Origin of the sequence: Rossellomorea aquimaris, from assembly GCF_020171925.1 — a bacterium.
Taxonomy (GTDB): Bacteria; Bacillota; Bacilli; order Bacillales; family Bacillaceae_B; genus Rossellomorea; species Rossellomorea aquimaris_F.
Genome location: NZ_JAIVAR010000006.1, coordinates 153,220 through 175,769 on the forward strand (window position 1 = coordinate 153,220; position 22,550 = coordinate 175,769).

Annotated in this window: 24 protein-coding genes; 10 read left to right on the forward strand and 14 right to left on the reverse strand. The window is 44.2% G+C overall.

What is annotated here, in order from left to right; genetic code table 11:
* Positions 1 to 14 precede the first annotated feature (14 nt).
* The 7 genes from LCM10_RS17325 to LCM10_RS17355 all read right to left on the reverse strand — a co-directional run bounded on the left by LCM10_RS17325 (position 15) and on the right by LCM10_RS17355 (position 6,422).
* Complete coding sequence (locus tag LCM10_RS17325; RefSeq protein ID WP_224877540.1) at positions 15 to 803, reverse strand: DUF2268 domain-containing protein; 789 nt, start codon at positions 801 to 803, stop codon at positions 15 to 17.
* 206 nt (positions 804 to 1,009) lie between these two features.
* Positions 1,010 to 2,251, reverse strand: a complete 1,242-nt coding sequence (fabF, locus tag LCM10_RS17330) for a beta-ketoacyl-ACP synthase II (RefSeq protein WP_224877541.1) — start codon at positions 2,249 to 2,251, stop codon at positions 1,010 to 1,012.
* Positions 2,252 to 2,293: 42 nt separating this feature from the next.
* A complete protein-coding gene (locus LCM10_RS17335; RefSeq protein ID WP_224877542.1) occupies positions 2,294 to 3,226 on the reverse strand; it encodes a beta-ketoacyl-ACP synthase III in 933 nt (310 codons plus the stop codon).
* A gap of 430 nt (positions 3,227 to 3,656) precedes the next feature.
* The gene (locus LCM10_RS17340) at positions 3,657 to 3,845 is read right to left on the reverse strand and encodes a ComZ family protein (protein WP_224877578.1); all 189 of its coding nucleotides are present in this window, start codon (positions 3,843 to 3,845) and stop codon (positions 3,657 to 3,659) included.
* Complete coding sequence (locus LCM10_RS17345; protein ID WP_224877543.1) at positions 3,845 to 4,813, reverse strand: BMP family ABC transporter substrate-binding protein; 969 nt, start codon at positions 4,811 to 4,813, stop codon at positions 3,845 to 3,847. Before LCM10_RS17345 ends, LCM10_RS17340 begins: the two co-directional genes overlap by 1 nt.
* Before the next feature lie 124 nt (positions 4,814 to 4,937).
* Entirely contained in the window at positions 4,938 to 5,657 is a 720-nt protein-coding gene (locus LCM10_RS17350; RefSeq protein WP_224877544.1) for a hypothetical protein, read from the reverse strand.
* Between the two features lie 21 nt (positions 5,658 to 5,678).
* Complete coding sequence (locus tag LCM10_RS17355; protein WP_224877545.1) at positions 5,679 to 6,422, reverse strand: hydrolase; 744 nt, start codon at positions 6,420 to 6,422, stop codon at positions 5,679 to 5,681.
* A gap of 243 nt (positions 6,423 to 6,665) precedes the next feature.
* Here LCM10_RS17355 and LCM10_RS17360 point away from each other — a divergent pair, with 243 nt between their 5' ends.
* Positions 6,666 to 6,851: a DUF2929 family protein gene (locus LCM10_RS17360; RefSeq protein WP_224877546.1), complete on the forward strand. Its 186-nt coding sequence runs from the start codon at positions 6,666 to 6,668 to the stop codon at positions 6,849 to 6,851.
* Positions 6,852 to 6,920: 69 nt separating this feature from the next.
* On the opposite strand, the gene clpB is transcribed toward LCM10_RS17360, so the two are convergent.
* Together clpB and LCM10_RS17370 are read right to left on the reverse strand one after the other, a co-directional pair.
* Positions 6,921 to 9,515 (reverse strand): ATP-dependent chaperone ClpB, encoded by a 2,595-nt coding sequence (clpB, locus tag LCM10_RS17365; protein ID WP_224877547.1) that lies wholly within the window; start codon positions 9,513 to 9,515, stop codon positions 6,921 to 6,923.
* Between the two features lie 176 nt (positions 9,516 to 9,691).
* The gene (locus tag LCM10_RS17370; RefSeq protein ID WP_224877548.1) at positions 9,692 to 9,871 is read right to left on the reverse strand and encodes a YjzC family protein; all 180 of its coding nucleotides are present in this window, start codon (positions 9,869 to 9,871) and stop codon (positions 9,692 to 9,694) included.
* Positions 9,872 to 10,068: 197 nt separating this feature from the next.
* Between LCM10_RS17370 and LCM10_RS17375 the strand changes: the two genes are divergently transcribed.
* A complete protein-coding gene (locus LCM10_RS17375) occupies positions 10,069 to 10,878 on the forward strand; it encodes an undecaprenyl-diphosphate phosphatase (protein ID WP_224877549.1) in 810 nt (269 codons plus the stop codon).
* Positions 10,879 to 10,970: 92 nt separating this feature from the next.
* Here LCM10_RS17375 and LCM10_RS17380 read toward each other — a convergent pair whose 3' ends face one another.
* Together LCM10_RS17380 and LCM10_RS17385 are read right to left on the reverse strand one after the other, a co-directional pair.
* Positions 10,971 to 11,279 (reverse strand): metal-sulfur cluster assembly factor, encoded by a 309-nt coding sequence (locus tag LCM10_RS17380; protein ID WP_175988393.1) that lies wholly within the window; start codon positions 11,277 to 11,279, stop codon positions 10,971 to 10,973.
* Between the two features lie 70 nt (positions 11,280 to 11,349).
* Positions 11,350 to 12,123 carry a prolyl oligopeptidase family serine peptidase gene (locus LCM10_RS17385; protein WP_224877550.1) on the reverse strand — a complete coding sequence of 258 codons (774 nt, stop codon included), beginning with the start codon at positions 12,121 to 12,123 and terminating at the stop codon, positions 11,350 to 11,352.
* A 249-nt stretch (positions 12,124 to 12,372) separates the two neighbouring features.
* Here LCM10_RS17385 and LCM10_RS17390 point away from each other — a divergent pair, with 249 nt between their 5' ends.
* The 3 genes from LCM10_RS17390 to LCM10_RS17400 all read left to right on the forward strand — a co-directional run bounded on the left by LCM10_RS17390 (position 12,373) and on the right by LCM10_RS17400 (position 13,636).
* Entirely contained in the window at positions 12,373 to 13,188 is an 816-nt protein-coding gene (locus LCM10_RS17390; RefSeq protein ID WP_224877551.1) for a Cof-type HAD-IIB family hydrolase, read from the forward strand.
* Positions 13,189 to 13,290: 102 nt separating this feature from the next.
* Positions 13,291 to 13,443, forward strand: a complete 153-nt coding sequence (locus LCM10_RS17395; RefSeq protein ID WP_224877552.1) for a hypothetical protein — start codon at positions 13,291 to 13,293, stop codon at positions 13,441 to 13,443.
* Position 13,444: 1 nt separating this feature from the next.
* Positions 13,445 to 13,636, forward strand: a complete 192-nt coding sequence (locus tag LCM10_RS17400; protein ID WP_224877553.1) for a DUF3813 domain-containing protein — start codon at positions 13,445 to 13,447, stop codon at positions 13,634 to 13,636.
* A gap of 43 nt (positions 13,637 to 13,679) precedes the next feature.
* On the opposite strand, the gene LCM10_RS17405 is transcribed toward LCM10_RS17400, so the two are convergent.
* Positions 13,680 to 14,534 carry a YitT family protein gene (locus tag LCM10_RS17405; RefSeq protein WP_224877554.1) on the reverse strand — a complete coding sequence of 285 codons (855 nt, stop codon included), beginning with the start codon at positions 14,532 to 14,534 and terminating at the stop codon, positions 13,680 to 13,682.
* 195 nt (positions 14,535 to 14,729) lie between these two features.
* Here LCM10_RS17405 and LCM10_RS17410 point away from each other — a divergent pair, with 195 nt between their 5' ends.
* From LCM10_RS17410 to LCM10_RS17430, 5 genes are all read left to right on the forward strand, one after another.
* A complete protein-coding gene (locus tag LCM10_RS17410; protein WP_224877555.1) occupies positions 14,730 to 15,578 on the forward strand; it encodes a DegV family protein in 849 nt (282 codons plus the stop codon).
* Between the two features lie 67 nt (positions 15,579 to 15,645).
* Complete coding sequence (locus tag LCM10_RS17415; protein WP_224877556.1) at positions 15,646 to 15,777, forward strand: DUF3941 domain-containing protein; 132 nt, start codon at positions 15,646 to 15,648, stop codon at positions 15,775 to 15,777.
* A 244-nt stretch (positions 15,778 to 16,021) separates the two neighbouring features.
* Complete coding sequence (locus tag LCM10_RS17420) at positions 16,022 to 16,513, forward strand: YajQ family cyclic di-GMP-binding protein (protein WP_224877557.1); 492 nt, start codon at positions 16,022 to 16,024, stop codon at positions 16,511 to 16,513.
* Positions 16,514 to 16,649: 136 nt separating this feature from the next.
* Positions 16,650 to 17,996, forward strand: coding sequence for a CoA-disulfide reductase (locus LCM10_RS17425; protein WP_224877558.1), 1,347 nt, complete (start codon positions 16,650 to 16,652; stop codon positions 17,994 to 17,996).
* Between the two features lie 134 nt (positions 17,997 to 18,130).
* On the forward strand, positions 18,131 to 19,000 hold the full coding sequence (locus tag LCM10_RS17430; RefSeq protein ID WP_224877559.1) for an SDR family oxidoreductase: 870 nt from the start codon (positions 18,131 to 18,133) through the stop codon (positions 18,998 to 19,000).
* An 835-nt stretch (positions 19,001 to 19,835) separates the two neighbouring features.
* Here the strand turns inward: LCM10_RS17430 and LCM10_RS17435 are convergent.
* Together LCM10_RS17435 and LCM10_RS17440 are read right to left on the reverse strand one after the other, a co-directional pair.
* Positions 19,836 to 20,870 (reverse strand): LacI family DNA-binding transcriptional regulator, encoded by a 1,035-nt coding sequence (locus tag LCM10_RS17435; protein ID WP_224877560.1) that lies wholly within the window; start codon positions 20,868 to 20,870, stop codon positions 19,836 to 19,838.
* Between the two features lie 106 nt (positions 20,871 to 20,976).
* Complete coding sequence (locus LCM10_RS17440; protein WP_224877561.1) at positions 20,977 to 22,515, reverse strand: alpha-amylase family glycosyl hydrolase; 1,539 nt, start codon at positions 22,513 to 22,515, stop codon at positions 20,977 to 20,979.
* Between the last annotated feature and the right edge of the window lie 35 nt (positions 22,516 to 22,550).

The window sequence follows — 22,550 nt, forward strand, 5'->3', positions numbered from 1 at the left end:
TGGGCCCTCCCCCATTAAGATGGGGAAGAATTAGCAGATTCCATCATAAAATAGGATGACGGCTTTGAAATGAGCTGTCTGGTTGTTAGGTGCATATCCTTCAGCTTTTGTTTGACAAGGAAATACCCCGCTGCATAACCTAGCATTTTCGGGTAGTGTCTCTGACCGAGCAATAAATGATCATGAAGGGGATTGATCCTTGTAATGTCCAGGTTTGGACGTATCCACTCATCGTAATAGCGTTGTAATTCCTTCTCACCATACGCCTTTGTCCATGATGCTACATACTCCTCCCCGCAATATTCCTTCACTGCATGTTCAGCCAGCCCCTCAAATACGATGGAGTCCATCAGAGTATAGTCATCATCTTCTTTATCAAGCCTCGCCATCCTCGTACAATGATGATATTCATGAACGAATAGCGCTTCATATTCCTTACGATCTTCCTGTTCTGTCAAAAACAGATAGATTTCATCTTTGAAGCAGACACCTGATTTTTTCATGGAAGTTTGAAACAGTCCCCTCTTCTCTTGAACCGGTAGCAAGTATACCGGAACATCCGGGCCATTCCATTTCTTCTTATATATGGTTTCAATATTTCTGAACTTCTGCCACACATTACTCTTTTTCATAGATTCATAAATTGTCTTTGAACCTCTGTCATGACGATACATTCCGTGCTTCAGTAAATAACGATATAGTGACTCGGCTTCAGACCTACCCTGCTTCGTTCTCTTTAGGATTTCGATTGGATCCAAGGAGTCGGCCATCCATTCATCGGTAGGAGCGATTGTCACATTCATCCCTCTCTCTCTTTTATTACATGGCCTTCCTGACTTCGCGAATGGTGCTCGAAGAAAGTAGCCTTTTACAATATATATGTAAGAAGAGCGGAAATAGTAACAATGGAAGGAAGTGGACTGACATCCTACTGTTCAGGTTATGGTGTTGCTGATAAATCAAAAAAAGCTGCCGACGTTATCGTCGACAGCCTTGGTCATACAAAAAATCAATCTGTGTATTTTTTGAACACAAGCGTGGCATTATGCCCACCGAAGCCAAGTGAATTACTCATTGCAACATTCACTTCTCTCTTTCTCGCTTCATTCGCTACATAATCAAGATCGCAATCAGGATCAGGTGTATCAATGTTCATCGTCGGTGGAAGGACACCATCCTTCATTGCCAGCACGGTGAAGATTGCTTCAACACCACCGGCAGCACCGAGTAGATGGCCCGTCATCGATTTGGTGGAACTCATCGCAAGCTTATATGCATGTTCCCCAAATACCTCTTTCACTGCCATCGTTTCATATTTATCATTATACGGCGTGCTCGTACCATGCGCGTTGATATAATCGAGCTCTTCGGGTTTCACACGCCCGTCTTCCAATGCCATCTTCATCGCTCTTGCTCCGCCTTCTCCAGCTGGTGCCGGGGCTGTAATATGATGGGCATCGCCTGTACTTCCATACCCGACTACCTCTGCATAAATAGTCGCGCCGCGTTTCAGTGCATGCTCAAGCTCCTCCAGTACGACAACTCCCGCTCCTTCTCCCATAACGAAGCCGTCGCGGTTTGCATCGAACGGTCGGGAAGCTTTCTCGGGATCCGTGTTCGTAGATAGAGCCGTATTGGCACAGAACCCTGCAACCGACATCCTCGTAATCGGCGCTTCCGCACCTCCTGATATCATAACATCCGCATCTCCACGCTGAATGACTTTGAATGCATCTCCGATTGAATTTGTTCCAGTGGCACAAGCTGTCACGGTACAAGAATTTACACCTTTCGCCCCGAGCATGATCGATACTTGTCCGGTCGCCATATCAGGGATGATCATCGGAACGAAGAATGGACTTACACGGCGGTATCCGCGTTTTTGGAATGTTTCAAACTGATTTTCGAACGTTTCCATGCCTCCGATTCCAGATCCGATCCATACTCCGACACGGTGGGCATTATGATCATTGATTTCAAGCTTCGAGTCCTTCACTGCCATCATGGAGGCAGCCACTGCGTAGTGAGTGAAACGGTCCATCTTTCTTGCTTCTTTACGCTCTACATATTGTTCGATATCAAAGTCCTTTAACTCGGCTGCCACCTTTGCAGGATACTCATCTGCATCGAGCCTTGTCAGCGGACCGATTCCAGACTTCCCTTCAAGGATACCCTTCCAAGTTGATTCTACATCATTTCCTAGCGGTGTAACGGCTCCAAGGCCGGTTACAACGACACGTTTGTTGTTCATGTCATCCATCTCCTTTTAAACAAGTTATAGAAGAATTCATCTTTATTTACCCCAGCGCATGACGATGGCACCCCATGTCAGGCCGCCTCCGAAACCAACCATCACGACGACATCTCCGTCTTTCACTCGGCCTTCCTGTAAGTCTTCAATCAATGACACAGGAATGGAAGCCGCGGATGTGTTTCCATATTTATTAACCGTTTTGGACATCTTCTCTACCGGGAGTTCCAATCTCTGCCTTGCAGCTTCCATGATGCGGATATTTGCTTGATGAGGAATCAAGAAATCAACATCCTCTTTTTTCAAACCAGCTTTCTCGATGACGTTAATACTCGATTCACCCATTTGACGAACGGCAAACTTAAAGACTTCCCTACCATTCATCACAATATTCTCTTCTTGATACAAGTGTTTTGCCCCGGAACCATCCGCTCCGAGTTCAAAGGCAAGAATTCCTTTACCATCTTGTACGGGACCGACCACAGCGGCCCCTGCCGCGTCACCGAATAAGACTGCTGTATTCCGATCGTCCCAATCCGTGATTTTGGATAGTTTTTCAACACCTACAACGAGAACATTTTTATAAACATTGTTATCAATGAATTGCTTTGCCGTAATCATACCATACATGAATCCTGCACACGCAGCACTGATATCCATTGCAGCTGCCTTCTTGGCACCGATCCTGTCTTGAAGCAGGCATGCTACGGAAGGGAAAGGCTGATCCGGTGTAACCGTGGCAACAAGGATCAAATCGATTTCTTCAGGTGATATGTCAGCATCGGAAATCGCTTTTTTCGCAGCCTCGTATGCCATGTCCGACGTATCGATGTCATCACCTGCCACGCGTCGTTCCTCGATTCCCGTTCTAGTCCGGATCCACTCATCGGAAGTATCGACCATCTTTTCCAAATCAGCATTTGTCAAGATTTTCTCTGGAAGGTAACGCCCAATTCCAATTATTCCTGCATTCATACTGGCATCCCCTGCTTTCTTAGATTTTGTTTCCAACAGTAAATACTATACATTCCCAACGTTATTATCAATTATTATGACTTGGTACTAATTTTAACGAAAATCCGTTCCTTGTGCAATATTTTTATCGAATACACTCCCGTGACACAACCATTTTCACAGGTATTTGTCATTACTCAGTCTTTGTGGACGGTGTGGCTTTGTCAGGGAAAATGCTGTTGCGGAAGCAAGCCTTGAGGGAATTTCAAGCCCCCTCATTTGCACTGGGAGGCTCATCTCATCCCACGAAAAACCGAGCTTGCATCGCAAATCAATCATCACCCGCTTCTTAAACAGCTTAATAAAAAACGGACCCATCTGCCTTCCAATTGGCAATCGGGTCCGTTTCTTCACTTGATTCATACACTTATGTCACAGGCTTTTAAGAATACTATCCGTTATGTAATGCATCCTTCTTACCCAGTTCATAGGCTTCACTCATCACTTGCGTAAAGAGCGTCATGAATGGCTGAAGCATTTCAGGGGATAATTCGATCCCGGCTTGATCCAACGTCTGCTTTGCTTCAGGCAGGTATTTCATGGCGATTTGCATAAATTCCATAGATTTGTCTTGATTCATCATTCTGCTTCCTTTCCATTCGGTAATATTCCTGTATCGATATAATGTTTCACATGCTGTTTTATCGTCGATTGGAAATCCTCAGGGATCAATGGACTGAATTGCCCCATCGATATGACCCCATCCTGGAAATCGAATTCTAGGTTACCAGAAGGCAACTCTCCCTTAGAAAACCGATCTGCAACGACTTCATAAAGCTTATCAGCATGTTGAACGGTGCTCGTTAATACCGTGGATTGTCCCAAGTCTGATTGATCGGAAACAAATCCGATGGCGAAAAGCCCCCGCTCTTTAAGTTCCTCGATTACAGCTACATTATATCCGTCCCCGGCTGGATATACAACATCCGCACCCTCTCCGATTACTTTATCTAAACGCTCGAGTGCCAATGCTTTGTCATCCCAATTACTGGTGTACTCAACGTCCACGCCAATATTCTTCTTCTGGAACTTGGCCCCGTCCACAAACCCTTCAACTTCAGGCTGCCAATCATAGGCCGCAATAACGCCAATTCGTTCTGTCTTTGAATGGTAAGCAGCCGTCATCCCACCAAAGAACCCCATGGCATACCCCTTGAACTTCAGGCTTGTAGTATTTTCTTCTAGAGCATTCCCATTGAAACTTACAAAATGAATCCCTGTATGTTCTTTTGAGATGTGGTTGAACACGTCTGCATACTCACTACCGTGACCGAACACAAGGTTGACATCCTTTTTTTCGTATTCCTTCACTGCCTGTTCAATCGACGTATCACTTACCATGCTTTCCTTATAAAATACGTCCACATCCTGATCAGATTGGATCTTCAATAATCCTTTATATCCCTTTGTCCCCCAGACTCCGTCATTCACGGTTTCTGGAACGAGTAAACCTACGTTCTCCAGTTCCCCCGAATGAGTCCCATTCATGCACCCGCTTATACCAAGTGCCAGGACCACTAGAATAAGGAAGTTCAGTTTCTTTTTCATGTGAGCAACTCCTTCAAAGCTCTTGCAGCACCGATAGTATGATCCCAGAATGACAATCTTCTATCAATACGTCTATTTTACCTTCATCCGTATACAGATAAAAGAGAAATTTTACTTACACATGTTAAAAGGACCCAATGGCAAGCTTCTGCTTCTCAAGAATCGTCGCATGTGACGCGGATGGATGTACGGTGATGGCCTCCCCTTCGTGCCTCACGTTTTTCGTCTTTGGTAGGATTGATTCTTCTGTAATATAGGAAAGGGCTTCTTTCCAGCTGTTATCCGATAATGATTTCAATAGATAGGTTCCTTTCCTGCTTGAATGCTTTATGATACATTCCGCTGCGTCTTTCACGTAAATTGCCCCGCTCGGATCATCCTCATATCGCAGCTTATCCCTTTCAACCCCCTTCATCAATTGTGCAAATAAAAAGTGGTCCGGTTGATGGGGACCATAAAGTGTAGGCAAGTGGAAAGTTGTCCCTGAAAAGGTCCTGTATACACCCTGATCGGTCCCATGGGAATGATTTCGGAGGATCCGAACCATTTCCGGCAATTCTTCAGCTTTTCCATTCAAGGATTCAATGAGAGACAAACATTCGAGCTCCTCCCCATCGAATTGATCATAATAAGGGAGAAACACTCTGCAATCAACCGGTAGTTCCCTGTTCCAGCTTTTGGAGGGGAAGTATTGAATATTTGCGTTTCTCCCTATTTCCATCCATTTATCACTTGTTTCCAATCCATCATCGACCGCTGTCACTGTCCAGCCTTTTTCTAGCAGTGCACGACATAGCTCAAACCCTAAATAATGCTGTGCACAGAGCACAATAGCGTGATTCAAATCTCTCACCCCTAATCAAGACTATAGTTCTTTTTCATTTAATGAGAAGTACGAAGCAATCTTCATTCCAAGGGTAACCCTCTTTTCAGGCAGTACATAAAAGAGGTCGGTGGAATAGCCCTTTTCGAAACGATGCATATATATATCCTTTATGATAGGGATTTGGTTTTTATAACGGTTAACATTATAGGACTGGACAATATAAAGTGGAAACGGGATGTCTTTGAATACTTTATGATCTTGTTCTGAATGAATGAAATCCTGATCAAGGTCTTCAAGATCTGCACCCCGGGAAGCAGCAAATTCTTTAAGGAATTTCTTATAAAAAAACTTCTGTTCTTTCTCCTGCCGCACCAGCTCATACAATGAGACGCAAGGTGTGAACATCACGACGGAACGGATATCATTCTTCATCTTCGAATAGAGACCCTTGAGGACAAGTGCCCCCATTCCTTCAGCGAGAATGTGAATCTTACCGTTGATGATCTCTGTACGCTTTATATATTGATAAAGGCTGACCGCCAAATCCGCTGCCTTATCACTTCCCCAATTGGCTCCGTTCAAGTGACTATAATAAACGATGTACCCTTTAGCCGTAAGGTCACTGATCCATTTCTTCCTTACTTCATGCTGTTCCCAGAAGCTAGTTTTATCATCTACATAGTGGTGATGATCACCAATCACCATGACAGCAAACCCATTGGGTTTTTCTGGGTAATGAATCATGCACCACTCTTGATTCAATTGAAATATACGCCGATTCATGGAAATTCCCCTTTTACATAATGAGTCGTTATAGTGTATGTACAGGAAAAGATTTTGTAAGGAGCTTTGCCTATCATGAATGAAATTGTCGTCTTTCTTACCCTGTCACCAAGCAGATGATAAGGGTTACATTTTCACATTTTTTTCATTTATTATTTAAAGTAGGTGTGATATGATGATAAAGATTGAAATTGGTTGTAACCATCTACATATGGATGAATATAGAGGAATGAGGTGACTGGCGTGAGATTTTTCTTCACATTTTTCTGGGCATTTTTATTATCCATGATGCTGACTTACGTGGTTAGTTCAATGAATGGGTTTGCCTTTCATTTTGAAACAGGACTAATGCTGTCCATTGTTATTACAGTTTTACTTTTTGTCATTACAACGATCATCCCGAATGATCCTGTCGAAGATCATCATTAATGCATGAAAAAAGCAGCCAGCTGGCTGCTTTTTCATTTGTCTCCACATTAAGTCGGAAAACCGATCTTATCAATTCACTAAAATCAGGCCATCATTACCTATGTCTATCAGGACGTCCTGATTGATCCCTATATTGCCCGCAATCAATTCCCTCGCAAGCTTCGTTTCGATTTCTTTCTGCATATATCTTTTCAGTGGACGGGCACCATAGACGGGATCATATCCTGCATGGGCAATGAACTCTTTCGCTTGTTCCGTCATGTTTAATTTAATCTGCTGTTCTTCCAAGCGTGATTGCAATTCTTTCAACAGTTTTTCGATGATCCCTTTAATATTACCGATACTGAGTGGCTTGAATAAGACGATGTCATCAACTCGGTTCAGGAATTCCGGCCTGAATGAACCTCTCAACTGCTTCATGACATTCTCCTTTGTTTCTGCATCAATCTCTTCTTCCCCCTTATTCCTTTCCAGCAGATAAGAGGACCCAATGTTCGAGGTCATAATGATGACGGTGTTTTTACAATCGACGGTCCGTCCTTGAGAATCCGTGATGCGTCCGTCATCGAGCATTTGAAGTAAGATGTTGAACACATCAGGATGTGCCTTTTCGATTTCATCAAGCAAGATCACTGAATAAGGCTTTCTTCTGATGGCCTCTGTCAGCTGACCGCCTTCTTCGTATCCTACATAACCGGGAGGAGCACCGACTAGTCTTGACACCGCATGCTTCTCCATATATTCTGACATATCGATCCTGATCATCTGTTCTTCGCTATCAAATAGTGTATTTGCCAGTGTCTTTGCAAGTTCAGTCTTCCCCACACCTGTCGGCCCAAGGAATATGAATGATCCAATCGGTCGGTTCGGGTCTTTTATGCCTGCCCTTGCACGAATCACTGCATCACTCACAAGCTCGACTGCCTCATGTTGGCCGATGACACGCTCATGCAATAATGCATCCAGCTTCAATAGCTTTTCCCTTTCGCCTTCAACCAATTTCGTCACAGGGATCCCCGTCCATCTGGCTACAATGCTTGCTACCTCTTCTTCTGTTACTTCTTCTCTTAAGAGCCTTCCCTCTTGCTCCTTCATCATTTCCTTCTCCACTTCGCGAAGTTCCTTTTCCATCGCAGGGATCCTGCCGTGGCGTAGTTCGGCAGCTTTATTCAAGTCGTAATCATTCTCCGCTTCTTCAAGAGAACGTCTCAGCTTCTCCAGTTCTTCCCTTTTCTCCTGAACCACCGCAATGCTCTCTTTCTCTTTCAGCCATCTAAGCTTCATGGTATCAGCTTTTTCTTTCAGGTTGCTTAGATCTCTTCTGATAAGGTCTAACCTCTCGAGACTTTGTTGATCTTTTTCTTTCGTCAATGCCGCTTCTTCAATTTCCAATTGCATGACTCTGCGCGTCACCTCATCCAGTTCGGAAGGCATCGAATCAATTTCGGTCCTGATCATGGCACACGCTTCATCAATCAGATCAATGGCTTTATCAGGAAGGAATCGATCCGAGATATACCGGTCTGAAAGTCCCGCAGCAGCCACGATTGCCCGATCGTGGATATTTACGCCATGATGGATCTCAAACCTTTCTTTCAGCCCCCTTAAAATGGATACCGTGTCCTCTACATTCGGTTCCTGTACCAGCACTTGTTGGAAGCGGCGCTCCAGTGCAGGGTCTTTTTCAATGTATTTCCGGTACTCATTCAGGGTGGTGGCACCGATACAATGGAGCTCTCCCCTGGCAAGCATCGGCTTCAAAATGTTCCCGGCATCCATGGCACCTTCTGTTTTGCCCGCCCCGACAATCGTGTGCAGCTCATCAATGAATAGAAGGATTTTCCCTTCACTCTTTTTCACTTCTGTCAGCACGGCCTTTAATCGCTCTTCAAATTCACCCCGGAATTTTGCCCCAGCCACGAGTGCGCTCATATCGAGTTCGAATATCGTTTTCTCTTTAAGCCCTTCCGGAACGTCCTTTCTGACAATCCTTTGCGCAAGTCCTTCGACGATTGCCGTCTTCCCTACACCAGGTTCTCCGATCAGTACGGGATTGTTCTTAGTTTTTCTCGAAAGGATCCGGATGACATTCCGGATTTCAGAATCCCTGCCGATCACAGGATCGATCCTACCCGACTTGACTTCAGCTACCAAGTCCCTACCGTATTTCTTCAATGCTTCATATGTAACCTCCGGGTTTTGCGAATCCACTTTCTTTCCTCCTCTTATCATGTTTATGATTTCCCTGACAAGCACTTCACCGATTCCCTGCCCCTTTAAATACTCTGTGATGGGATGGTTGGGTTGCTTATACAGCCCTAGAATCAAATGCTCGATGGATAGATAATCATCCCCCCATTGTTTTTGAAGCTTCTCACCATCATGAAACAATTGGTGTAGATCATTCGACAAGTATTGGCCGTACCTGACACCTTCTCCTTCAACTGCTGGCAACTCCTTCAGTTTCCGTTGCAGGTAATCATCCAAAGCACTTTGTTTTACACCCGCTTTCTCATAGATGGAGGAAAGCAATCCTTCCTGTTTCTGCATGAGTGCCTTCCATAAATGAAGGATGCGGATATCGGTATGCTGATATTCTTTCGAGAGCTCACCGGCCGCTGCAAGCCCTTCTCCGACGCTATACGTCATATGATCGATATTCAATGCTCCTCACCTCTTTTGACCTTTATTGACCTTTAGGTTTATTATATCTCTTTATCACTTATGAATTCAAAAAATAATGTCTACATTCCTGACCTATGCCACTGCCATGGTGCCGAAAACAAAAAAGAACAAGGATTCACCACAACAGGGAAATCCTTGTTCCATCAAGCCATTGATTAAGGCTTTCTCATATAGGTCCAATGACGATTATGGTTTGAATTCTCAGGAAAACGATCTCCCGCTTTCATCTTTAACTTCTGAGGATTATTGACATTGCTTCCGGTTTCACCAATTTCAATGTAAATCCCATTATTGGGAGCTTTTTCGCCACCCTTGAAATGTCTTGGTTGTCCCATCGTGATCCCTCCTCTTTCTTGAAGCAAGGCTTCCCTTTTATTTTCTTCTTCCTCTCACGGTTCATGCATGCCATAAGAAGGGATATTCATGTCCATTCCATTACGGTTTGATTAACATTCGGAAAAACGCTTTACAGCTTGTCACTTATTGGTGTTAAATAAAAAAATGTGAAGATTTTAGATTTGGAGGATATGTAATGGATTTCTTACTGATATTGAAGTATTTATTCCTGGGGATTTTTCAAGGTTTTACGGAACCGATTCCCATTTCATCAAGCGGACACCTGGTCCTTGCTCAATACTTCCTCGGTATTGAAGAGCCAGGCTTGACATTTGAAATTCTAGTGAATACCGCTTCCCTTTTTGCCGTATTATTGGTTTATCGGGAAGACATTTGGCGCCTCATCGTGAATGGGTTGGGCTATTTCAAAGAAAAAACGCCTGAAAATAAACGTGATTTTCACTTTATAGTCTATTTAATCATCGGTACGATCCCAGCTGGTGTGATCGGTGTTTTATTCGGTGATGTGATTGAGGAGCACTTGTCCGGAGTCATGACGATCGGAATCACCCTGATCATCACTGGTACAGCCTTATGGCTGATCAGAAACCTTAGGGGTAGAAAGAACGATGGTGATCTGAATGTGAAAGATGCCTTGATCATTGGTCTTGCCCAGGCAGTTGCGCTCATACCGGGAATCAGCCGTTCAGGTGCCACAATCGTAGCGGCCATGGCGCGCGGGATGAAGTCAGAAACGGCGCTTCGATACTCCTTTTTGCTGTACATACCAGTCAGCTTCGGGGTCATGCTGCTCGGAATCAAGGATCTGATCGAAACGCCTCCGGCTGCATCCATGACCGTTCCTTATATCCTGGCGTTTTTAGGATCACTGGTAGCATCTTATTTCTCCTTGAAATGGTTCATGAACATCATGGCCAAAGGAAACCTGAAATATTTTGCATTTTATTGCTTGACGGTAGGGATACTGGTCGTCATTTTCATATAAGATGTTTTAACCTTGTACAAAATAAAAACTACCCATCCAGCGCTCTGGATGGGTAGTTTTTTTCGATTTGAACCGTTGTGCTGATATCTAAATCAGGTGATGCCAAGTGCGATCTTTGCATATCTGGACATCTTGTCCTTGCTCCAAGGTGGATTCCAGACGATGTCGACTTCCGTTTCCTTGACTTCAGGGATGTCACTTAATGCCGCCTTCACTTGGTCGACGATTGTGCCTGCAAGTGGGCAGCCCATCGAAGTCAAAGTCATCGTGACTGTCGCCTTGCCCTCTTCGTCTAAATCCACATCGTATACCAATCCTAAGTTAACGATGTCTATGCCAAGTTCCGGGTCCACTACTTGTTCAAGTGCACCCATCAGATTATCTTTAAGATCTTGATCCATTGTTGCACACACTCCTTTACAATACTTCCTGTTACCCATCTTATCAAAGATACACCATGAAGACAAAGAGTTAGGCTGATAAGTGTTTCTCGAACCATTCGACCAGCTTCTTCACACCTTCTCTTGAAACCTTATGATCGGCTCTCTCATCTGCAATGAATAGGATGTTATTCTCATTCCCCTCGTATGCCGGCAAGATACTCTTATAGAATTCCTCTGTCAAATGGAAAGGGACGACCTTGTCTTTTTTCCCATGCCAGAACATCAGCGGTCTACCGTTCAATTTCTCCGGCTGCAGACTCAGGTCATAGTAAGACAGCTCATCCAGAATCGCGCTGACTTCCCCTTCGCTGAATGGAAGCTCGTATCCTGAAGATTTCAGGTACTCCAGCTGCGCTTTGGCAAACTTAACATATGATGGGTTCCCCATCAGGGATACGGCTGACGAAATCCATTCATATTGCGTCAATGCACCCAGTGTGACAATACCTCCCATGGATGTACCCGCAACCCCTATGCCATGATCAACCACTAGTCCTTCTTCTTCAAAATGACTTTTCAAAATTGAAAGTTCATGAATGGTGTTCAATACAATCTTCCAGAATACACCGCCCAATTCCTCCTCTGTTTTCCCGGTTGCCCTTTCTCCATGTTCCAGACAATCAGGAAGCACTACCCTGAAGCCTTTTTCAGCCAAGTAATAAGCATAATGTAGATTATGCTCTTTGGCGCTTGTAAAGCCATGTATAAAAAAGCACAGGGGCAAAGGATGACCGATCCCCTCTTCTTTCACAAGATGAAGATAGGGTATATCTTGTATGCTGGACTTCTCGACTACAATCATGTTCTCTTGCTCCCTCCTGTACGCTTATCACCTTATTATGATATCCTAGAATTTACAGTATGTATAATAATTAAACCTCAGGCAGTCAGTGAAATTTGATTGGACAAGGGTAAGGGGAAATGCTCGACTCATTGTAAATAAATCATTAATTTCAACCCTACGCTATGGACAGCATTCACTGATCCTTTATACACTATTCATGTATCACATCCCATTCAACACCATACTAGAGAATTGGAGTAACTTGATATGAACTCACACGAAAAGCACTTGATTGTATTAGACTTGGACGGCACACTGCTGACGGATGAAAAGAAGATCTCCACCAGTACCCTCCATACCCTTACACAAGCCAGAAGACAAGGACATGAAGTCATGATTGCCACCGGCCGTCCATTTCGTGCAAGTGAAATTTATTATAAACAAATGAACCTCGTGACACCGATCGTAAACTTTAACGGTGCCCTCGTCCATCACCCGGGCGATAAAAACTGGGAGGCGATCCACTCCCCTATGGACCTTGAAGTATCAAAGAAGATCATTGAAGCATGTCATGATTTCCCGTTTCGAAATATCATTGCTGAAGTGAAGGATGATGTTTATCTTCATTACCATGATGAAAAGCTGATCGATGTATTCATGATGGGTGAACCATCCATTTCAACAGGTGATATCAGAGATTTCTTATCGGAAGATCCCACATCAATGTTAATTCATGCAGAGGAAAAAGATGTGAAGGAAATCCGTGCGCATTTGGATAAAGTACATGCTGAAGTAATTGATCACCGCAGATGGGCAGCACCATGGCACGTCATTGAAATCGTGAAGTCCGGCCTGAATAAAGCCGTCGGGATCGAAAAGGTCGCTTCACATTTAAACATCCCACAAGAGCGGATCATCGCTTTCGGGGACGAAGACAATGATCTGGAAATGCTGCAATATGCCGGAACAGGCGTTGCGATGGGGAATGCCATCACTGAATTAAAGGATATTGCGAACGAAATTACATTAACAAACGAAGAGGACGGCATCGGGCGCTACCTGCAAAAACGCTTTGACCTTTAATGGCAGGAGTGGGAATTTTTTTTCGCTTTAAAGCTCTCCTTTCTAAGCCATACTACAAGAGAACACTTATATGGTGTTTAAGCTTGAAAAGGGGTGGTTGCATTGGGTAGAAATAAATCGAAGAGATTTGTTCAACAAGGTAAGATTGCCGTGGATAAACATGATGAGCGTATCCCTTATCATTTAACCTATGCAGAGGCAGAGGCTAATAAACTGTCATCGAAAGTGGAAAACTCTTCTTCGGGAGGAATATAAGATGAGTAATTCACTATTCAGGCAAGCCCGTCAAGCGGTCAACGAGGCCAAACAGGCGAACGCTGCAGGCGGCGATCCCGCTGCATCTGTAACAAAGGCAAAGAATGCCTTATCTTCTGCATATGCCAACAGTAATGTAGCAGAACAGAGCCAATTACACGCCCTTCAAGATGAGTTGAATACTCTTCAATAAAGTAAAAGGTTGACCCCAAAAGGGTCAACCTTTTTTGTGACCTTCAGTCTCTCCTGAAGAAGCCGAATATTCCGGTCGTTTGGACAATATTCGTGAATGCATTCGGGTCGACCTCTTTGATTGTGTGCTCCAGTTCATACAGCTCATAACGGGATATGACAATGATCATCATTTCCTTCTCTTCTCCTGAGAAAGCTCCCTTGGCAGGTACCGTGGTGATCCCTCTCATCAGTTTTGAATGGATGGCTTCCCTTAACTCCTGGGATTTTTTCGTGATGATCATGGCAGTCAATTTCTCATGACGAGTATGAATCGCGTCTATGACCCGTGTGGATGCATAGAGAGTAACGAGTGTATATAATGCCTTCTCCCATCCGTATAAAAATCCGGCTGATATGATGATGACCGCATTCATGAGGAAGAAATATGACCCTACTGGCCGATCTTTCATTCTCGACAGGATCATTGCAATAATATCCATCCCACCGGTAGATGCCCCCCATTTCAAGGTAAGTCCAACTCCGACAGCCGCAATGACCCCACCAAATACGGCATTGAGCAGGATATCCGGTGATAAATGGATGACCGGAATGATTTCTAGAAAGAATGATGTGAGAAAAACCGAAATAAAGCTGTACACAGTGAAGGACTTACCTACCTTGAACCAGCCGATGATCGTCACCGGTATATTCAAGATGAATAATAAAATACCTGTTGATACTTCAAAAGAAGTAAATTCCGTTATGATGCTTGATAACAGCTGTGCCATGCCGGTAAATCCACTGGCATAGACATTTGCGGGTATCAGGAAGAAGTTCATCGCCACGGCACCCAATACCGCACCAATCAGAACCACCACAAACTTCTTTAATTCTAAACGAACATGATCCCTGTTCATGACATACCTCCCATGTTGTTATGTACTTTAATTATCTTCCACAACATATCATAACTAAACTCTCTGGATAGTTCATCTCTTTGAAAAATATTTTTTGAATGATTTGTATCACAATAAAACAGAGGAATAGATTGTCATTTCAACGAAAAATAGCTAGACTAAAGCTATAAGTAAAGAAAGATAAGGATGAGAAAAATGAATGTAAAATTATTTGCTGATAGCGCAAGTGATCTCCCGAAAGAGTTTTTCGATCAAGACAACATAGATTTCTTCCCTCTGAAAGTACATATCGAAGGACAAGATTATGAAGACCTTATCACGATTGAACCGAAAAAGGTCTTTGACAAAATCCGTGAAGGCCACATGCCCAAAACATCCCAGGTTTCCCCCGAAAGCTTCTTAAAGACATTTTCGGATCTTGCCCAAAAAGGTGAAAAAGGCATCTATATCGCCTTCTCATCCCAACTGTCAGGCACCTATCAAACAGCTGTGATGATCAGGGATCAAGTAAAAGAGGAATACCCTGAACTCGATCTTACCATCATCGATTCCAAATGTGCCTCACTTGGCTATGGCCTGGTGGTTCAGAATGCATTGAGGGCCCTTAATAATGGCAAGTCTCATCAAGAAATCATCGATACCATCATCCATGACGCCGAACATATGGAACATCTCTTCACCGTTGAAGATCTTGATTATCTCGCCAAAGGAGGGCGGGTCTCAAAGGCATCGGCGTTCCTCGGAGGCCTTCTCAACATCAAGCCCCTTCTTCATGTGGAAGACGGGAAACTGGTACCGATCGAGAAGCTACGCGGAAAGAAGAAGCTGATGAGAAGAATCCTTGAGCTGATGGAAGTGCGCGGAACTGATCTCTCCGGGCAGACAATCGGCATCAGTCATGGTGACGACTTGGAACTCGCAATGGAAATGAAAAAGATGATCGAAGAGAAATTCTCACCCAAGGACGTATACATCAATATTATTGGATGCGCGATAGGTTCTCATACCGGAACCGGTACACTGGCGGTATTTTTCCTTCGTTAATGGTCATAAACTCCCCTTTTTTTAGTCATACTAACAATGAATACATCCATTGAAAGGGAGTCATACTATGCCGCACACATCTGATAACGATAAAAAAGCGAAAGATAATAATGCCATTCATGAAGAAAAAAACAAGATCAAAGAACTGAACCGTAAAGCTGGAAAGAACTCTTATTCCAAAAAAACGGACCATCTCTAGATCTACATTCTGATTGAATCGTTAAATCAAGACCACCTGTTGAATAGGGTGGTCTTTTTAATTTGTCGAAAAAATACCGATGTTGATGTCCGTCAAGAGTCTTCACCGCTGTAACCCGCCTTCAACTCAACTAGATTACTTAGCGTTTCCATTTCATCAACATAAGCTTATATCTTCTATTAGTTGTGCAGATAACAACAGCTGTCTATAATGAAAGAAGATAATGACAATGGAGGTAATGGAAATGGCGAAAGAAAGTTCATTTGATATTGTTTCGAAGGTGGAAATGTCGGAGGTCAGCAATGCGATTGGAATCGCTCTGAAAGAAATCCAAACGCGCTATGATTTCAAAGGAAGCAAAAGTGATATTAAATTGGATGGGGAAGAAATTGTCTTGGTCTCGGATGACGAGTTTAAAATGAACCAGCTGAAAGATGTGCTGTTAAGCAAACTGATCAAACGGAGTGTACCGGTCAAAAACCTTGATTACGGCAAACTTGAAGGTGCTTCCGGTGGAACCGTACGTCAGAGAGCTAAATTGGTACAAGGGATCGATAAAGAAAATGCAAAGAAAATCAATACACTCATCAAGAACTCAGGCGTAAAAGTCAAAAGCCAAGTGCAGGATGATCAAGTGCGCGTTACCGGGAAGAGCAAGGATGACCTACAACAAATCATCTCTGCTGTCAGGGAAGCTGATCTATCCATTGATGTCCAGTTTGTAAACTTCCGTTAATATGTTATCTTACATAGCCTGGTGGGTAGAATATACTCATCAGGTTTTTTATATACTTTTAGGACCCAGGGAAGATCGAACACTTTATGCTATCACCCAAAAGAGTCTTCCAAATATACATAACCGGAGGAGTACAATGACTAAAAAGATCATCGTGATCGGAGCCGTTGGCGGAGGCGCCACGACGGCTTCGCAATTGAGGAAATTAGATGAAGCCGCAGAAATCATCCTGCTTGAAAAGACTCCCTTCCTTTCATATGGTGCATGCGGGATGCCCTATTATCTTGGCGATGTGATACAGGAACGGGAATCTTTATTTGCCTACTCTCCAGAGAAGTTACAAGCAAAAAAGAAAATAGATGTCAGGATGCAGCATGAAGCATTGCGCATCGATCGCGATAAGAAAACACTCTTCATCAAAGATCTCGTTAAAGGTGACATGTATGAAGAGGTCTATGATGCACTTGTCATCGCCACCGGGGCAACACCTTTCAAACCAGATATAAAGGGACTGGAGTCCATCAACTCTTTCACCCTTCGTACCGTTGGGGATATGGATAGGATAAAGGACTATCTGCAAAATGAAAAGCCGACAACCGGTGCCATCATAGGTGGAGGCTTCATCGGGGTCGAAATGGCCGAAAACCTTACCCACCTGGGAATTGAGACAAGTATCATCGAACGATCCAGTCACGTGCTCAGTGTCATTGATGAAGAGACAGCGGGAGTCATTCAACAGCACCTGACGGAAAAAGGCGTGAAATTACACTTAAATACTGGACTTCATCGGGTCCATCCAAAAAATGATCTGGTGCTTGATGACGGTGCGGTCATCCATGCAGATTTTGTGATTCTCGCAACGGGAATAAAACCAACTAATAAAATTGCCTATGATGCAGGACTTTCAATCGGGGAATCAGGCGGGATTTCCGTGAACAAATACATGCAGACCGATGACCCATCCATCTATGCAGTAGGCGATGTAGTCGAATCCTTCGACCTCATCGATGGCAGCCCCAAACAAGTACCCCTTGCATGGCCGGCACATCGTCAATCATATATTGCGGCAAAACACATAACAGGGACTCCGGTTCCTTTCAGGGGGATGCTTGGCTGTGCGATTGCAAAAGTATTCGACATGACCGTTGCCTCTACAGGACATGGGGAGAAAGAACTGATCAAACGGAAAATACACTATAAAACAGTGACGCATAAAGCAAAATCCCATGCCGGTTACTATCCGGGCAGCAAGGATGTCTATGTTCGCGTCCACTTCTGCCCTGAAACCGGACGGATTTTCGGGGGAAACGTTGCGGGTGGCGAAGGTGTAGACAAGCAAATCGATGTCCTTTCAACTGCCATCATAGGCGGACTGTCGGTCATTCAACTGCAGGAAATCGAAACGTGCTATGCCCCTCCTTACTCATCGCCAAAAGGGTTGATGAATATGGTTGGCTACAAAGCGGAAAGCATGATGAAATAACGTAAATACCATGTCCAGATCTTTTCTACAAAAGCCATATCATGACGTGAAATCATGTTAATAATTACACTTATCGGGTAAACACTATTCTAAGTAAAGGATAAGAGGATCACATTCAAGAAGGAGTGTTCAAATTGACCCAGCAACAAAACGGAAAAACAACCTTTCCACCACAGCACCAGGACCATCAGCCAGGTACAACTGATGAAATGAATCCACAGCCAATCCATACTGATCAGCAATATAAAGGTAGCGGCAAACTAGACGGGAAAGTTGCCCTCATTTCAGGCGGGGACAGCGGGATCGGCCGCTCTGTTGCATGGTATTTCGCGCGTGAAGGTGCACATGTAGCCATTTCTTACCTCGATGAGCACGAAGATGCCACCAAAACGAAGGAGCTAGTTGAGGCAGAAGGCGTCCAATGCTTGCTTCTATCAGGGGATATCGGAAGTTCCACATTCTGTACGGATATTATTAAAAAAGTGATTTCCCAGTTCGGAAAACTGGATATCCTGGTTAACAATGCCGCCGAACAGCATCCTCAGAAAGGACTCGAGGACATCAGCGATGAACAGCTCGAAAGAACGTTCAAGACCAATATCTTCTCGATGTTCTACCTAACGAGGGCCGCTCTTCCCCATCTCAAAAAAGGGGCTTCCATCATCAATACGGCATCCATTACCGCATACAAAGGAAATAAAGATCTGATCGACTATTCTTCCACAAAAGGGGCAATCGTCAGCTTCACTCGTTCGCTTGCTGAGAACATCGCTTCCAAGGGGATACGCGTTAACGGCGTGGCTCCGGGACCGATCTGGACACCATTGATCCCATCCACCTTCAATGCTGACAAAGTATCTCAGTTCGGCGCCAATACCCCGATGGGCAGAGCCGGACAACCATTTGAACTTGCACCAGCATATGTTTACCTTGCTAGCGATGACTCCTCGTATGTGTCGGGTCAGATGATCCATGTGAACGGTGGTACGGTAGTGAATGGCTGATGTGTTGGTGATTTTGCTTTTGATGTAGTAACAGTGAGAGGCCGGGTTGTTTATGGACCCGGTCTTTTTTTTGTGTTTGTTTGGGTAAATTGATGGTTTTAGTGTTCGGGTATGATGTTGGATTGGGGATTTGTGTTTGGGTCCATTGATGGATTGGGGGGGATCGGGGTTTGCGTTTTGGTCCAATCATGGATTGGGGATCGGGGGTTGTGTTTGGGTCCATTGATTAAAAGAGAGCCGATTTTTCAGGGGTGAGAATTTTTTTGTGGATTTTTCACTGAATGGGACATTGTTGACAGGAACTTATTGGGTATACCTGGTCTCTCGGCTGGACGCGGCACTGGCTTCGCCAACTCCTGATTAGAATCATTCTAATCAGAGCATAAATGATTGCTTTTGGAGCATATTTTTGTAATTAGGAGCATAAAACTCGAAATTGGAGCATATATCCTGAATTTGGAGCATATTTTTTGTCGAATGGAGCATAAAAGTTAAAAAGTAGTATTCCCCCTCACTTGATACAGTCAAAATCCTTCTACGCAACCACCTTTTCAGGAAAAACACCCCCTTTTATGAAAAAACCATCTAATCTCTTCCAAAAAACACATTCTCTCACATAATATTCCATAGTTCCCTTTCAATCATAGTTCCCTTTCAAGAATTCCCCCTAAAAAGCGGCGGACGAAAACCTCCCCCCATTCCAAGGCCACACATCCGCCACTCTTCACCTACGACCTCCTTCACCTTGCACGTCAACCCTCGCCTGAAACCTGTTCATCATCAACAACACGCTAAAACAAACAAACCCATCCCATAAAAAAAACCGAGGCACACACTACGCCTCAGTCCTACTTTTATTGCTGCATGATGCACGCTTCACGATTTCGTGCGGAATGATGATCCGCTTAATCGGTTCTTTCGGATTCTCCACCTTCTGAATAAGGCTTTTCGCAGCTTCATTCCCCAAGCTGAAAATGTTGATATCGACCGACGTCAGTGGCGGTCGTGACATTTCTGCCAACAAGACGTTATTGAAGCTGATGATCGAGATATCCTCCGGCACCGATATGTTCATTTCGTCCAATGTATTTAATACTCCGAGTGCCATCAGGTCATCGGCGACCACCAATGCGGTAGGTGGGTGGGTAAGCTGCATGAGTTCATTGATTGCTTCCCTTCCCCCTTCGCGGAGAAATTCCTCGTGGATGATGTACTCATCTTTCAAGCTCAGACCGGCATCCCTGAGAGCTTTCTCATAGCCAAGCAATCGCTCGACAGTCACCACCAGGTTCAAATCCCCCCCGATGAATCCGATGCATTGATGACCCAGTTCCAAAAGATATTCCGTCACTTCCTTGGTAGCCCGGTAATTGTCATTGTCCACGTGAGTGATTTCCTCACTGAATTTATACGGTTTGCCGACTACGACAAATGGAAAGTTACGCTCTTTCAAATAATTCATGACCTTGTCTTCCACTTTGGAATATAGGAGGATGATTCCATCCACCCTTCCGCCTTGAACCATTTGCACGACACCTTCATAAATCTCGTCCTCCGACTGCCCTGTGGTCATTTGAAGGGCGTATTGCTTCTCATGCGCACCTTCACTCAATCCCCTGAGCACAGTCGGGAAGAACGGATTCTGAGAGAACGTACTTGCGGATCCCGGCAGTACCAGTCCCAATACCCTTGTCGACTGGTTTGCCAAGCTTCTTGCGATGAAGTTGGGATGATACCCCAGCTGATCCATCGCTTCCCTGACTCTTTGCTTTGTTTTTTCACTGATTCTGGGATTATTTGCAATCACTCGAGAAACGGTTGACGGTGCTACGTTCGCAAGTTTTGCCACATCTTTGATCGTAACGGCCATGACGTCTCCCCCCTCCTATGACAACTTAAAAATATAAGCGCTTCCATTCCAAACGGCCATTGTTCATCATTCCTTATTCGTAAGGGCCCTGAATGAGCCCTCGTCATTAGGAATTCTTTTTGTTTTTTCCCCGTTTCCAAACTAGAAAAATAAAAGTCAGAAATAGTGCGTAAACCGTCCCTAGTGCTACCAGGTATGGAATATTGAGGCCACTCTTGTCTTTCAGTAAGTATATTTCAGACTCTTCACGGTCTAATGCAATCTTGTAGTTACCATTATCATCACTGCGGACGAGATCACTCGTCATCAATCCTTTGAGCTCTTTATTCTCAGCAAGTTCCTCCGAACCAAGTTCAACAACTTCGGTGGCGCTTGAATTATTGATGGCAATGACCATCGTCTGATCTTCATACGTACGCTTGTAGATTCCCATTCCACCTTTTTCATAGAGCGGCTCGATCGTCCCTCTTGTCAAAGCTGGATACGCTTGACGAATTTCGCCTAAGGTTGAAATATAATCGATCAATTCTTTATCTGCACGGAAATTCATCAGTCGACGATTATCAGGATCTTCCCCTCCATCAACTGCGATTTCCGATCCGTAGTAGATAATCGGAATTCCGGGTGTTGTATACATATACGTCAATGCAAGCTTCCAACGTGTACCTGGAAATACTTTTTCCTGCACCAACAGACGTGTGAAGCGCTCCATATCATGATTATCTATGAATGTCCCCATCACTTCAGGGTTTTCATAAAATGTCTCATTATACTTCCAGAAGTTGAACAACCTGTCCATGGATGTGTCCGGTTTTGTAAACACAGAACGCAGCTCTTCCGCCTGTGGAACGTTGACGAACCCATCGATGCCGACATCATTATATTCTGCTATCTTTTGTGGGTCACGGTCAAACACTTCACCAAGAAGATAAAAGTCGTCCTTGACGGATTTAACTTCTTTGCTGAAGTCTTTCCAGAATGCCTGCGGGACATGGCGTACCGTATCAAGTCTGTAGCCGTCTATATCCGTTTCCTTGATCCACCATTTAGCAGCATCGAATAGATATTCCTTCACTTCAGGATTCTCTGTGTTTAAATCGGGTAAATCATACAACCATGCGTTTTGAAGGCTTTCTGTATTGGAGAAATTCATTGGCTGTTTCTCATGGAACCAGTCTTCCTTCTCCGGATCGCTCACCCAGGGATGTTCTGGCCCGACATGGTTGACAACAAAGTCGAGGACCACTTTCATATCGCGCTTATGTGCTTCATCAACAAGCTTCTTGAATGTTTCCATTGATCCGAAATGTTCCTCGGTCTTGTAAAAATCAGTGATCCAGTATCCATGGTATCCCATCGGCTGGTTATCGAATACCGGCGTAAGCCATATTGCCGTGAAGCCCATATCCTTGATATAGTCCAGACGGTCGATGACCCCTTGGAAATCACCGCCCTGATAAGCCTTTGGATCTTGGGTGTTGACATCCTTATCATTACTTGTATCGCCATTATTGAAGCGATCCACCATCAAGAAATAAATTGATTCATCCTGCCACTTGCGTTCTTCTTTTTCAACTGCACCTACCGGAAGGGCGTAAAAAAGAAGAAACGGGACTAAAATGAGAGATAGTACTCTTCTTTTCATCTCCGCTCCTCCTCACTAGTTAGTAACGCCTTTAA